This is a genomic window from Arthrobacter sp. 10T413_2, from assembly GCF_056394205.1.
This window is the reverse complement of record NZ_JBFTHK010000113.1, coordinates 1-13,659: the sequence shown is the minus strand read 5'-3', so window position 1 is coordinate 13,659 and position 13,659 is coordinate 1. Positions and strand designations below refer to the sequence as shown.

10 protein-coding genes, 2 tRNA genes and 1 pseudogene are annotated in these 13,659 nt (G+C 68.7%); 2 read left to right on the top strand and 11 right to left on the bottom strand.

Annotated features, from left to right (window positions below; translation table 11 throughout):
• Window positions 1-56: 56 nt before the first annotated feature.
• Window positions 57-1,271: pseudogene (locus tag AC1DBQ_RS16220) on the top strand (SulP family inorganic anion transporter); the annotation flags it as partial.
• Window positions 1,272-1,371: 100 nt separating this feature from the next.
• Here AC1DBQ_RS16220 and AC1DBQ_RS16215 read toward each other — a convergent pair.
• The 5 genes from AC1DBQ_RS16215 to AC1DBQ_RS16195 all read right to left on the bottom strand — a co-directional run bounded on the left by AC1DBQ_RS16215 (window position 1,372) and on the right by AC1DBQ_RS16195 (window position 6,479).
• Window positions 1,372-1,596: a DUF3188 domain-containing protein gene (locus AC1DBQ_RS16215; RefSeq protein ID WP_476929480.1), complete on the bottom strand. Its 225-nt coding sequence runs from the start codon at window positions 1,594-1,596 to the stop codon at window positions 1,372-1,374.
• A gap of 128 nt (window positions 1,597-1,724) precedes the next feature.
• On the bottom strand, window positions 1,725-2,723 hold the full coding sequence (locus tag AC1DBQ_RS16210) for a DUF2797 domain-containing protein (protein ID WP_476929479.1): 999 nt from the start codon (window positions 2,721-2,723) through the stop codon (window positions 1,725-1,727).
• A 25-nt stretch (window positions 2,724-2,748) separates the two neighbouring features.
• Window positions 2,749-3,612, bottom strand: coding sequence for an HpcH/HpaI aldolase/citrate lyase family protein (locus AC1DBQ_RS16205; protein ID WP_476929478.1), 864 nt, complete (start codon window positions 3,610-3,612; stop codon window positions 2,749-2,751).
• Between the two features lie 168 nt (window positions 3,613-3,780).
• Window positions 3,781-4,770 (bottom strand): aldo/keto reductase, encoded by a 990-nt coding sequence (locus tag AC1DBQ_RS16200; protein WP_476929482.1) that lies wholly within the window; start codon window positions 4,768-4,770, stop codon window positions 3,781-3,783.
• 2 nt (window positions 4,771-4,772) lie between these two features.
• A complete protein-coding gene (locus AC1DBQ_RS16195; RefSeq protein ID WP_476929477.1) occupies window positions 4,773-6,479 on the bottom strand; it encodes a glycoside hydrolase family 13 protein in 1,707 nt (568 codons plus the stop codon).
• A 105-nt stretch (window positions 6,480-6,584) separates the two neighbouring features.
• On the opposite strand from AC1DBQ_RS16195, the gene AC1DBQ_RS16190 reads away from it, so the two are divergent.
• Window positions 6,585-7,772, top strand: coding sequence for an ROK family protein (locus tag AC1DBQ_RS16190; RefSeq protein WP_476929476.1), 1,188 nt, complete (start codon window positions 6,585-6,587; stop codon window positions 7,770-7,772).
• 9 nt (window positions 7,773-7,781) lie between these two features.
• Here the strand turns inward: AC1DBQ_RS16190 and AC1DBQ_RS16185 are convergent, their stop codons facing one another.
• From AC1DBQ_RS16185 to AC1DBQ_RS16160, 6 genes are all read right to left on the bottom strand, one after another.
• Entirely contained in the window at window positions 7,782-9,353 is a 1,572-nt protein-coding gene (locus tag AC1DBQ_RS16185) for a Na+/H+ antiporter (RefSeq protein ID WP_476929475.1), read from the bottom strand.
• Window positions 9,354-9,486: 133 nt separating this feature from the next.
• Window positions 9,487-10,146, bottom strand: coding sequence for an NAD(P)H-binding protein (locus AC1DBQ_RS16180; protein ID WP_476929474.1), 660 nt, complete (start codon window positions 10,144-10,146; stop codon window positions 9,487-9,489).
• Between the two features lie 121 nt (window positions 10,147-10,267).
• The gene (yidC, locus tag AC1DBQ_RS16175) at window positions 10,268-11,077 is read right to left on the bottom strand and encodes a membrane protein insertase YidC (protein WP_476929481.1); all 810 of its coding nucleotides are present in this window, start codon (window positions 11,075-11,077) and stop codon (window positions 10,268-10,270) included.
• A gap of 131 nt (window positions 11,078-11,208) precedes the next feature.
• Window positions 11,209-11,282, bottom strand: a tRNA-Met gene (locus AC1DBQ_RS16170).
• Window positions 11,283-11,344: 62 nt separating this feature from the next.
• A tRNA-Thr gene (locus AC1DBQ_RS16165) sits at window positions 11,345-11,416 on the bottom strand.
• A 231-nt stretch (window positions 11,417-11,647) separates the two neighbouring features.
• A partial coding sequence (locus AC1DBQ_RS16160) for a DEAD/DEAH box helicase (protein ID WP_476929473.1) occupies window positions 11,648-13,659 on the bottom strand: 2,012 nt, incomplete at its 5' end.

Sequence of the window (13,659 nt, the reverse complement as noted above, 5' to 3'; positions counted from 1 at the left end):
CCGCCCACGGCGTCGGCAGCATCGCCCTGGTGTCGGTACTGGCCGGACTGATCGTCATGATCCTGGGGGTGAGCGGACTGGGCCGCGCCGTCGCCTTCATCCCCTGGCCCGTCGTGGAGGGCTTCACGCTCGGCATCGCCGCCATCATCTTCCTGCAGCAGGTCCCCCTGGCCACGGGCACCGAGGCAACGCCGGGCCACAACACCTTCCTGGCCGCCGTCGAGAGCGCGTCGCAGGCTACCGTCCCGGCTGTGCTGCAAACGCTCGCTGTGGTGGCGGGTGTCGMCGCCGTGATGTATCTGCTKCCCAAGCTCAGCAAGGCACTGCCCGCAAGCCTCATTGCGGTGTTGCTCGCCACCGTGGCGGCCKAGGTGCTGGMGCTGGACATCCCCCGGATCGGCGCGCTTCCGCACTCCCTGCCGGCACCGTCCATGCCGTCCCTGGATCCGGGCGCACTGGGCAGTCTCCTGATGCCTGCCGTCTCGATCGCCACGCTGGCCGCCATCGAATCCCTGCTCTCGGCCCGGGTGGCCTCCGGCATGGTCGGCCCGGACGGCCGTCCGTCCGGCGCGTACAGCCCCGACCGCGAGCTCACGGGCCAGGGCCTGGCCTCGATCGCCGCCGGCTTCTTCGGCGGCATGCCGGCGACGGGCGCGATCGCCCGGACCGCCGTGAATGTCCGCTCCGGTGCGAAGACMCGGCTCGCCGCAATCGTGCACGCGCTCGTGCTGCTGGCCATCATCTACCTGGCGGCCGGGCTGGTCGGACGGATCCCGCTGGCGGCTCTGGCAGGCATCCTCATGGTCACGGCCACGCGGATGGTCTCGCGGCACACAGTMACGGCGATMCTGCGGTCCACCCGCGCCGACGCCGCGGTGTTCGTGATCACGGCCTTCATTACAGTCGCCTTCGACCTCATTGTGGCCATCCAGATCGGGTTCGCCGCGGCTGCCGTGTTCACGCTTCGGACGTTCGCTTCCCTGAGCGGGGTCCGGCGCGAGGCGGTTCCCGGGCCGACGCTTCCCGGGGATGAGCACATCGCGATTTTCCGGCTGGACGGGGCGATGTTCTTCGGCGCCGCGGAGCGGGTCMTGCAGGAGATCGGCCAGGTCAAAGACATCCAGGTGGCCATCATCCGGCTGTCCCAGCTGCGGATGCTGGATGCCACCGGCGCCCATGCGCTCGTGGAGGTGATTTCCGCACTGGAGCTGCGCGGCGTCACGGTCCTGCTGAAGGGGGTCCAGCCGCAGCATCTGGAGCTCGTCACCAACGTGGGCGTCATTCGCTCACTGCGGCATCACAAKCACCTGTTCACGTCCCTCCCGGACGCCGTGGAGCATGCCCGGAGCCATGTGCTGCGGAACGCGGCCGCTAGCGCTTKAGATTCTTCCGGACCRCCTGGCCGCGGACCACAAGCCCGGCAAGGTGCAGGATCAGCCCCAGCCCGATCACCGGCAGCGAAGCGAGGGCCAGGGCCTGGTTGCCGGTGCTGTTGCCTACCACGCTGAGGACGATGCCGAGGGCAATCAGTCCCATGGCGCTGAAGACGAGCACCTTGTAGGCGGTTGACGCGGTGGCCCAGAATTCATTCAGCACCGTGCCAGTCTACCGGGGCCGGCGACGCACGCCGCGATCCGCACAATTTCCGGCGACGCTCAAAATGCCCGGCGACGCCGGAATACGGGCGCGTCCGGCATTTTGCGCGTCGAGGGGCAAATCCAGCCTCAGAACAGGGATTCCTGCACGGCCGGGACGTCGGACTTGTACTCCCCCAGCAGAATCGTCTTGGCCTTCAGCAGGCCCAGGTTCACGATGAATTCCAGGTCCGTTCCGGCCAGACCCGCGACGGCGCAGCTGCCGCTCAGGGAGGCGATCCCGAACCCGTGGTCACCCGAATCGAACGCGTGCGGGTACGGGTGGCGTGCGGTMCGCGCKCCAGCACCGTTCGGCAGGCAGGCGCCCTCCGCCAGGCCTGGTCGCAACCACGGCTCGTCCACGATCCCGAAGCCGTCGGCGGGGACCCGGGACAGCAGTTCCCGGACTTCCGCGGCCAGCCGCCGGTTGAGGGCGTCGAGTTCGACGGCGGCCACCGGCCCGGCCAGCGCTGCGGCCTTCGCGGCGGAGCGGACCTGCTGCGGCAGCCCGGCGTCGCGCGTGATCATGTCCTCAAGGATCCGTACCACGCGGCCGTCCTCGGCGCGGGCGACGTAACGGGCGACGACGGCGCCCTGTTCGGCGAGGCGGGTCCATTTGCGCAGGTGGGAGGCGGTTCCGACCTTGCTGGCACCGCCGGCGAAGGTGGCGATGTAGAGCCAGTGCGGCTGCATGAGGTAAGCGCGCAGGCCCGGCGGGACCCGGCCGCCGCGGTGGAAGTCGTGGATCAGCCGGGAGTCGTCCAGAACGAAGCACCGTTGGCACTGGCTGCCCCGCTCCGCGGGTTCCTGCGACGGGCAGGGAACGTGGTCCCGGTCCGCCGKCCCGTGGACCACATGGCGCCCCAGGCAGGCCTTGCCGGCGGCGGCGATCCGGAAACCCAGCCGGGTGCCGGCGTCGAGCGTCAGCTCGGTAAAGGCGTCCGGGGCTTCCCCGCCGTCGCCATCGCCCCCGAGCGGCTGCAGGCGCAGCACTKCGCGTCCGCAGTCGGGCTCCCCCGCCCCGGGCAGAGATCCGGGCGCGGGCCCATCCCAAAAGACCCCGTGGACCAGATAACGGGTATCGGTCACGGGGTCTCCTTCAGCGGCGGGGCGGCTACAGGGCCGGCTTCACGCCAAAGGCTACCGCGAGCTTCATGATCTTCTCGGCGCGGCCCAGGCGCGGCAGGTCGGAGCCGTCCCGGATGACGCGGCCGTTGGCTTCGAAGTCGTTCATGAAGTCCGTGGCCCAGGCGACGTCGGACGGGGTGGGGCTGATGACTTCGTTGATCACCGGAGTCTGGTCGATGGCCAGGCAGAGTTTCCCGGTCATGCCCATCATCACGGTGATGCCGGTCTGCTCGCGMAGGATCGGGTGGTTGGTGCCGACCGTGGGGCCGTCGATGGGGCCGGGCAGGTTGCCGACGCGGCTGGCCACCACCAGCTTGGCCCGCGGGTAGGCCATGGCCTCCGGGGTGGCGGCCATGCCGGTGTCGCGGCGGAAGTCGCCGGAGCCGAAGGCCAGGCGGAAAGCACCCTGGGCCTTCGCGATGTTGTTGGCTTCCTCGATGCCGACGGCGGACTCGACGAGCGGGATGACCGGGGTCTTGCCGTCCATCCGGTGGAAGCTCTCCGTGACCTGGTCGGCCGATTCGGTCTTGGCCAGCATGACGCCCAGCAGGCCGGGGGTGCCGCGCAGTCCGGCGAGGTCGTCGGCCCAGAACCGGCTGGTGGCGTCGTTGATCCTGACCCACGCCTGGCCGCCGGCGGTCAGCCAGTTCACGACGTTGTCGCGGGCGGCGTCCTTCTGGGAGGGGTCCACCGCGTCTTCGATGTCGAGGATGATTGCATCGGCCCGGGAGACGGCGGACTGGCCGAAGAGTTCGGGCTTCATCGCGTTGACCAGCAGCCAGGAGCGGGCAATGTCGGCCGGGATGTTGCGCTGGGGCCGAAGGGATTCGGCGGTGGTGGTAGAAGTCATGCATCTACGCTATCCKCCCGGAGGCGTTTGCGGCTAAGCGATCCGGCCCTCCGGTGTGACCATTACGACCAAAATCACATCCGCACCCGGCCGGACCGCAGCACGGGCCGCCTTGATCGCTCAGGACGGCCGGTGCTGCGGGCCGACGGGTCGGGTTGCGTGGAACCGTTAGGGGATGTTGCTGCCCCGCGCTGCCACCCAGAGCCCGTACCACTCGGCGCGGGTCATGGACGCGGCGGCCTCTGCGGCGCCGGCACAGGCGAGGATCCGGTCCGGGTTGGCGGTGCCGATCACGGGCGCGATCCCGGCGGGGTGTTTCATGAGCCAGCCCAGCACGATGGCCTCCCCCGTGGTCCCCTTCGCGGCGGCCAGGGCGGCGACGAGGGCGGTGGCKGCTTCCTCGGCCGGCGTCGGCACGGCGGCCGGCGCCCCGGTGTACAGGCCGCGGGCCAGCGAGCCGTACGCCTGCAGCCGGATGCCGTGCCGGACGCAATACTCAACGGTGCCGTGCGGGAAGCTGTAGTCCGTGCCCTCGGCATGGTTGACCAGCACCGTGCTTTCGAGCCAGGCCCGCTTGAGCAGGCTCATCTCCAGCTGGTTGGCCACCACCGGCGTCTCGAGCCGGTCCTGCAGCATCTCGATCTGCGGACCCGACATATTGGACACGCCCACGGCGCGCACCTTGCCTTCGGCCATGAGCTGCCCGACGGCGGATGCCACTTCCKCCGGATCCATCAGGGGATCCGGGCGGTGCAGCATCAGCACGTCGACGTAGTCCGTGCGGAGCCGGGCCAGGCTTTCGTTGACCCGTTCCAGGATGCCGTCCCGGCTGAGGTCGTAGTACGCCTCCAGGCCCTGCTCGTTGAGCCTGATGCCGCATTTGGTCTGGAGCCGGATCTTCTCGCGCAGTCCCGGAGTCCCGGCCAGGATCTCGCCGAAAACGGCCTCGGCCTTGCCGTTGGTATAGATGTCCGCGTGGTCAAAGAGCGTGATGCCGGCCTTCAGGGCTGACTCGACGGCGGCCGCCGCCTCGTCCACCTCCGCGGACGAGTACGGCTCCGCCGACCAGCTGCCGCCCAGACCCATGCAGCCATAGATGAGCTCCTGGCCGGGATTCCCGTCGCGGGCGGGCGCGCCGGACGAGTTCTTCGCCGGAATGCTCACCGCAGCCAGACGGTGGTGTTGGCCGGCAGCAGTCCGCTGTCCAGCGGGCCGCTGCTGACCAGCACCTCACCGGCGGGCAGCTCCACGGGCGTGTCACCGAAGTTGGTCACCGTCTGCCAGCCGCCCGGGCGGCTGAAGTGCAGGACGTCGGCGCTGCCGGATTCCTGCCATTCCATTTCCTCCGAGGTCTGCAGTTCGCGGCGGAACTTCAGGGCTGTGCGGTAGAGCTCCAGCGTGGAGCCTTCCACGCCGTCCTGGGCTGCCACGGCGTAGCGGCCGAACCAGGCCGGCTGCGGCAGGTGCGCGCCGCCGTCGCCGAACCCGAACGAGGTGCCTTCAGGCGCCCAGGGCAGCGGCACGCGGCAGCCATCGCGGCCGATCTCGACGCCCTTGTTCCGGAAGAAGGTGGGGTCCTGGCGCTCGGCGTCGGGGATCTCCGCGACTTCTTGCAGGCCCAGTTCCTCGCCCTGGTACAGGTAGGCGGATCCGGGCAGGGCCAGCATCAGGAGCGTGGCGGCGCGGGCCCGGCGCAGGCCGAGTTCGACGTCGAGTTCTTCGGCKGGGGCTCCGGCCAGAAGCCAGCCCTTGCCGTCCTGGCCCTGGGCGTGCTTGCCGCCGCCCTTGGGCAGGCCGTAGCGGGTGGCGTGKCGGACGACGTCGTGGTTGGAGAAGACCCACGTGGAGGAGGCGCCGGATTCGGTGGCCTCGGCGAGGTTTCGGGTGATGATTTCGCGGAACTCATCGGCGTCGAAGTCGGCCTGCAGGAGGTCGAAGTTGAACGCCTGGCCCAGGMCCTGCGGGCTCGCGTAGCGGGCGCGGCGGCTGGCGTGCACCCAGGCCTCCGCGACGGCGGTGCGCGGAGGGTTGTACTCGTTGAAGACCTCGCGCCACTCGGCGTAGACCTCATGGACTTCGTCGCGGTCCCAGAAGGGGTGCGATCCGTCGTCGAATCCGTCGGTTCCGGTGTTGGCGGCACTGAGCTCGACCTTGGAGATCAAGGGCTCGGTGAGGTCCTTGGTCAGGGCGTGGGCGACGTCGACGCGGAAACCGTCCACGCCCCGGTCCGACCAGAAGCGGAGCGTCTTGAGGAAGTCGTCGCGGATTTCGCGGTTGGACCAGTTCAGGTCCGGCTGTTCCTTGGCGAAGATGTGCATGTACCACTGGCCGGGCGTGCCGTCGGGCTCGGTGATGCGCTCCCAGGCGGGGCCGCCGAACACGGACTCCCAGTCCGAGGGCGCGATCTCGCCGTTTTCGCCCTGGCCGTCCCGGAAGATGTAGCGCTCGCGTGCGGCGGAGCCCCGCGGGGAGGCAAGGGCTTCCTGGAACCAGACGTGCCGGTTGGAGGAGTGGTTGGGGACGATGTCCGCGATCAGCTTGATGCCGGCCGCGTGCAGCGCGGCGGACATCTCGTCGAAGTCCGCCAGGGTGCCCAGCTTGGGGTMGACGTCGCGGTAGTCGTCGACGTCGTAGCCGCCATCGGCCAGCGCCGAGGGGTAGAACGGGGAGAGCCAGACGGCGTCAATTCCGAGTTGCTTCAAGTACGGGACCTTGGCGGTGATGCCCTTGATGTCGCCCAGGCCGTCACCGTTGGAATCGGAGAAGCTCCGCGGGTAGATCTGGTACACCGAGGCCTGGCGCCACCAGTTGGGGTCGGCGGCGAGGTCGGAACCGGACAGGGTTGCCAGCGTGGCGGTGTTGGACAAGGGATGATCCTTCGGGGCTGGGAGACGGCTTCTGGTATTTTAGATACAAGCTAAATATATTKCCTGAACAATTATGGGTCCGGGAACAGAAGAGGTCAAGAAGTGATGCCGCACGCAGCCGCCGCCACGCCGCAGCTGCTGCGCCGCGTCAACGCCCAGGCCGTACTGCGCCACATCCGAGGCGCGGAGGTTGCCACCGGGACAGAGCTGATGGCACTCACCGGGCTGACCCGGGCCTCGGTGATCGCCGTCTGCGAGGATCTGATCGGCCGGGGCTGGATCGTGGAGCTGGAGCAGCCCGGAACGAACTCTGAAGGTCCCCGGAAGGGCCGCCCGGCCCGGCGTTTTGCCTTCAACCCGGAGGCCGGCTTCGTTCTGGGCCTCGACATCGGCGCGGCCACCACCACCGCCGCCGTGGCCGACCTCCGCGGCACCATAGTCGGCCGGTCCAGTGAGAGCTTCCGTGCGGCGGACATCCCCGCGCAGGAGCGGATCGGCGTCATCGATCGCGCCTGCCGCCGGGCCCTGGAGGCCGCGGGAACGGACCCCGGCATGGTCCTCGCCGTGGGCGCCGGGATCGCCGCACCGGTGGACCGGGACGGCAACGTCCTCGTGACCCAGCGGTTCTGGAGCCTGTTCGACGTCGGGCTCCGATCCGCGCTGAAGGATCTGCACGGCTGGACAGTGCTCCTGGAAAACGACGCCAACCTGGCCGCCCTCGGTGRGCGCTGGCGCGGTTCCGGTACGGGGGTGGACGATCTGGTGGTGCTCCTCGCGGGCGAACGTCTGGGCGCCGGGGTCATGGAATCCGGGCGCCTGCTCCACGGCGGCGGCGGGGCCGCCGGCGAGATGGGCTATCTGGACATGGTGGAGGGAGTTGGCTCCAGCGACGGCATCGCGGCCCTGGCACGGCAGTGGTCCGCAGCAGGCGGCGGGCCGTCCGACGGCGGTGCTGCCAGCGCACCGCGGGTGTTCGAGGACGCGGCGGCGGGAGACCCTGCGGCATTGGCGATCCTGAGCCGGATTTCGGAGCGCATGGCCCGCGTMATCGCCTCGATCGCGAGCCTGATCAACCCCGAGCAGGTGGTGATCAGCGGCGCCGTCGCCGATTCCGCCGGCGCCCTGCTTCCGGAGATCACGGCGCTGCTCCCCCGCTTCACGGCGACTCCCCCGCGCGTAACGGCCTCGCCACTGGGCGACGCGGTCGTCACGGTCGGCGCTGTCCGGCACGCTTTGGACTACGTCGAGGCGAATGCGATGGAGCTGGCGCTGCCGGCGCGGGACCGACCCTGATCCGTTGCCTTAGTCCGGCATGATCATGGTGCGGAGGTCCAGCTGACGCAGCACCCGGTCCGCCACTTCCGGGTCCATGCCCGGCTCGTTCCGGGCCGCCACAACTTCCTGGCGGGCCKCGTCGAGGGCGATCGTCTGCACGGCAATCGCCAGTTCGCGGCCGCGCTTGCGCTTCTCTCCCACGCTTTCGTTTTTCAGGCTTCCGTCGAGCAGTTCGGCGTGCAGCCGGGTCATCTTCGCCTTCACCAGCGCCACTTTCTCCGGCGGCAGTTCCCTCATGAGCTCGTTGTCCTTGAGCGCTGCGATCGCTGCCTGTTGCGCGCGGCGGGCCAGCACGCGCGCCGCATCCCGTTCTTCCGAGCCGTCCTCGGATGCCTTCAGGACGCGCATGAGCCACGGCAGCGTCAGCCCAGGCAGTACCAGGGTGGCCAGCAGCACCGCGCAGGCGATCACCAGCAGCTCGCTCCGGGCCGGAAACGGCGTGCCGTCCGCAACGGTCAACGGAAGGGCCAATGCCAGCGCCAGCGTGGCAAGGCCGCGCATGCCGCACCAGGTAAGGATCAGCACGTCCTTCGCCGAGGTCGGGCGCAGGATGTCCTTCCTGGCCCGCGACAACCCGGACATCATGGCCAGCCAGGCGAACCGCACGGCGAACACGAGCACGCAGACCACCGCGGCGCTCCCGACCATGCCAAGCACGGACGTTCCTTCGTCGTGGATGACCTGCCGTACTTCCAGCCCCACCAGCCCAAACGCCAGACCGGTGACCAGCAGCTCCACCACATCCCAGAACGCAGTGCGGGTGACCCGCTCGGCGGCGTCCTGCGGGCGGGTGTGGCGCTGTATTTCCAGCGCGGTAACGACGACGGCGATCACCCCGGAAGCGTGCACTTCCTCGGCCAGGATGTACGCGGCGAACGGCACCACGAGGGTCACGGCGCTGCGGGCCACCATGGAGGCCACGAGGCGGGTGATCAGGCTCGTGAGCCAGCCCATGCMGATCCCGACCAGCACCGMGATGGCGGCGCCCAGGACGAACTGGAGGACGACGTCGGAGGCGATCTTGGTGCCGGTTACCGCGGCGGCCACGGCCGCCTGGAAGATGACGATGGCGGCGGCGTCGTTGAAGAGTCCCTCGCTCTGGAGCACGTTGATAAGCCGCCGCGGCATGTGGACCCGGCTTGCGATGGAGTCCACGGCCACGGGATCCGGGGGCGCCACCATGGCCCCCAAGGCGATGGCGGCCGGGATGCCGATGCCCGGGATCATGAGCCACGCCGCGCCGGCCACCACCGCGGTGGAGGCCACCACCAGCGCRACGGCGAGCATGAGCAGCGTGCGCCAGCGGACCCGGAAGACGGCCCAGGAGCTGCGCTGGGCCGTGGCGAAGAGCAGCGGCGGAAGGAAGATCGGCAGGATCAGATCCGGCGCGATCTGGACTTCCGGAAAGCCCGGGATGAACGTCAGGGCCACAGCCAGGAGCAGCATCAGCACGGGGTAGGGCAGCCGGAGCCGGTCCCCCAGCCCAACGGCCACGACGGTGGCCAGCAGGAGTCCAACGATGAGTGCCAACTGGTCCATGCGCCTGCTTTCGCCGAAATCCGGCCGCGCGCATCCCGGGTGGATGCACGGACCGACCCCACTACCCTATCGGCCGGCCGCGGCCTCCCAAGGCCCGGGTCCGGGCCGATCCAGGCAGCGCTGAGCGCTGGCTCTAGGCCTGTGGGCCCAGGGCTGCGGCGAGCGGCAGGGTTCCGTCCCGGAATTCGATGGTGMGCCCGATCGTGGCGGGCAGCCCGAGCACCRCGGCCGCCACCAGGGCGACATTGGCGCGGGCGGTTCCGGTGCCGTCCGACGTGTCGGCGGGGTCGACGTCGATCATCCCGTTGCCTGGTCCGTTCGTCAGGGTCCCGGGGCCCAGGACGGTCCACTCAAGGCCCGAGCCGCGCAGGTAGGCATCCGCGGCGGCCTTGGCCTCGGCGTAGGCGAAGAACCCGTTGTCGGCGGGGACCCCGTGGTCCGGCCCGGCGCCGAAATAGGAGACCATGACGTACCGCCCGACGCCGGCGTCTGCCGCGGCGTCMATGGAGCGGATCGCGGCGTCCCGGTCCACGGCGTAGGTCCGTTCGGGGCTGCCACCCCCGGCACCGGCAGACCACACGACGGCGTCGTGGTTCCGCAGGGCGTCGGCGATCTGCGCCGTCGTCGCGTTCTCCACATCCAGAACGGAGGGCGTAGCGCCGGTTGCGGCGACGTCGGCCGCGTGGTCCGGGTTGCGGATGAAGGACGTGACCTCCTGCCCGTCAGCTGCGAGGATCCTGGACAGTTCCAAAGCCACTTTGCCGTGGCCGCCGATGATTGCGATTCGCGTCATGGACCMATTCTGTCCCATACCGCTGCCCGAGAACGCAACCCCGGCCCCCGTTGCGCTATCACTTTTGGTTGCTTTCAGGCTGCCATAAGGACCCTAAGTGATAGGGCAACGGGGGCTGGGATCAGCCCTTGGGCCGACCGGGGACCCCCGGGCCAACGACGAAGAACTGCTGCCCCATGGTCCAGAGGTTGGTGGTGGTCCAGTAGATCAGGACTCCAATGGGGAAAACCATGCCGCCCACGCCGAAGACGACCGGCAGGCTGTAAAGCATCACCTTCTGCTGGGTCATGAGCGGACCCGCCACCGCGTCCTCGGACATGGTCCTGGCCATGATCTGCTTCTGCGTGGTGAACTGGGCGGCCGTCATGGCCAGGATCATCACGATGGAGAGGATCCACACGGCCGTCTGGTTGCCGCCGCCATGGAGCAGGGATGCGGACAGCGGGGCGCCGAAAATGGTGGACTCATCGAACTGCTTGACCTGCTCGGCGCTCATGGCGCCGATTCCCTCGTCCTGGCCGGCTGCGCTGCTGATGCCTGAGAGCACCTGGAAGAGCGCGAAGAAGAACGGCATCTGAATCAGCATGGGCAGGCAGGCCGAGAACGGGTTGGTGCCGTGTTTCTTGTAGAGCGCCATCTGTTCCTGCGCCATGGCCTGGCGGGAGAGCTGGTCGGTCTTGCCCTTGTACTTGTCCTGGAGCTTCTTCAGGTCCGGCTGCAGGTGCCGCATMCGGCGCTGGGCCTTGATCTGCTTGACGAAGACGGGAATCAGGGCCGCGCGGATGACCAGCACGAGCCCGATGATGGACAGGGTCCACGTCCAGCCGTTGGCCGGCGACATGCCGATGGCGCTGAGGCCGTCATGGAAGCCCACCATAATGGCTGAGACCAGCCATTTGAACGGGGCCAGGATTGCTCCCAGGACGTCCACCGAAACCCCCATCCGCCAGGTGCTGCAAAGCTACGGTGAAACGGGGAACTTGTCACGCACTTGGGGGGACCGCAGTTGCCGGAGAGACAGAAAGACCCCCGGGATCTCAAGGATTCCGGGGGTCTTGCCTGTAGCGGTGGGGAGGCTCGATCTMCCGACCTCACGATTATGAGTCGTGCGCTCTAACCAACTGAGCTACACCGCCATAAATGAGGAAAACCTGCGCTAAGCCGGTCAAAAACCGCCTTGACACAGGCCCTCATTCAGAGCCCCCCACCGGAATCGATCCGGTGACCTCGTTCTTACCAAGAACGCGCTCTACCACTGAGCTAGGGGGGCAACGAGTAAATACTCTACCGGAAGATTCGCCCACCAACAAATCGGCGCCCGAACGACCGCGGTACTGCCGAAAGTCGCGGAAATCAGGGCTTCCAGGGCAGTCCGGGGCGCCAAAATCGGCGTCCCGGGCGGACCGTCCGCCTGCGGTGTGACGAAGCGAACACAGGCGCKGAAGCTTAAAGAAGAGAGGGCCGGCTCAGGAGCCGGCCCTCTCTCAGATAGTGMTAGTGGTTACCACTTGTTGCGGGGCTTGAAGCCGCCTTCGTGGCGGGGCTTGCGGGTGTCGGTGCCCACGCTCCGCTCGGAACGCTCGCTGAAGGAGCGGCCGCCACGGTCAGCGGAGGACCGCTCGCCGTCGCTCTTGCGGAATTCGCGCTTGAAGCCGCCGTTGCCCTTGAAGTTGCCGCTGCCACCGGAGTAGCCGCCGCGGTCTCCCCCAMGGTCGCCGCCGCGGTTGCCCTGGTAGGAGCCACGCTCGCCGGAGGGCTTGCGGCCGTTGTCGAGCTCGAGGTGGATCAGCTCGCCGCCGATCCGGGTGCGGGACAGGGCCTTCAGCTGATCGGGGCTCAGGTCTGCCGGGAGCTCCACGAGGGAGTGGTCCGAGCGGATGTCGATGCCGCCGATCTGGGCCGAGGAGATGCCGCCTTCGTTGGCAATGGCGCCCACGATGGAACCCGGCATGACGCKCTGACKGCGTCCGACGGCGATCCGGTAGGTGGCGTTGCCCTCGGTCAGCGTACGGGTCGGCCCGCGGGAGCCGAAGCCGTCCTTGGAGCGTTCGCGCTTCTGGAATTCCGGCGCGGCCGGGAGTTCCTTGACCAGCAGCGGCTGTCCGCCMTGGGCCATGACGGCCAGCGCGGCTGCAATCTCGGCCGCCGGCACGTTGTGCTCTTCCTCGTACGAGGAGATGAGGTCGCGGAATGCCGCAACGTCCTCGGACTCGAGGGTMTCCGTGATCTTGTCGGCAAACTTGCCCAGGCGCAGGGTGTTKACGGTTTCGGCGGTGGGCAGGTGCATCTGCTCCACCGGCTGGCGCGTGGCCTTCTCGATGGAACGCAGCAGGTACTTCTMGCGCGGGGTCATGAACAGGATCGCGTCGCCGGAACGGCCCGCGCGGCCGGTGCGGCCGATGCGGTGGACGTAGGACTCGGTGTCGTGCGGGATGTCGTAGTTGACCACGTGGCTGACGCGCTCGACGTCAAGGCCGCGGGCCGCGACGTCGGTGGCGACCAGGATGTCGATCTTGCCGTCGCGCAGGGCCTCGACCGTACGCTCACGCTGCTGCTGCGGGATGTCGCCGTTGATGGCGGCAGCCTGGAAGCCGCGGGAGCGCAGCTTGTCGGCGAGATCCTCGGTGGCCATCTTGGTCCGCACGAAGGCGATGACGCCCTCGAACTCTTCGACCTCGAGGATGCGGGTCAGAGCGTCGAGCTTGTGCGGGCCCATGACCTGCAGGTAGCGCTGGCGGGTGTTGGCGCCCGTGGTGGTCTTGGACTTGACCTGGACCTCGKCCGGGTTGTTCAGGTACTGCTTGGAGAGCCGGCGGATCTGGCTCGGCATCGTGGCGGAGAACAGCGCAACCTGGCGGCCCGCGGGGGTCTGCTGGAAGATCTGTTCAACGTCCTCGGCGAAGCCCATGCGCAGCATCTCATCGGCCTCGTCCAGCACGAGGTACTGGAGTTCGGACAGGTCCAGGGAACCCTTGGAGATGTGGTCGATGACGCGGCCGGGGGTACCGACAACAACCTGGGCGCCGCGGCGCAGGCCGGCCAGCTGGGGGCCGTAGGCGGAGCCGCCGTACACCGGCAGGACGGTGAAGTCGTCGATGTGCTTGGCGTAGGAGGTGAAGGCCTCGGCAACCTGGAGCGCGAGCTCGCGGGTCGGCGCCAGGACCAGGGCCTGCGTCTTGCGGKACGGGCCGTTGAGGTCGTGGAGCTCGGCCAGGCGGGACAGTGCCGGTACTGCGAATGCTGCAGTCTTACCGGTACCGGTCTGGGCCAGGCCCACGACGTCGCGGCCTTCGAGCAGCAGCGGGATGGTTGCTGCCTKGATCGGGGACGGCTTCTCGTAGCCGACGTCCTGCAGGGCAGCGAGGACGCGGCCGTCGATGCCGAGGTCAACGAACTTGACGCCCTCATCTTCGGTGTCCTCGTCCTTGGACGGCGCGGACTTGGCTTCGGTCTTGGTGTCAGCCTGCGGGGCGGCCTCGGCTACCGGAGCCTCAACGTTCGCAGGAGCCTCGG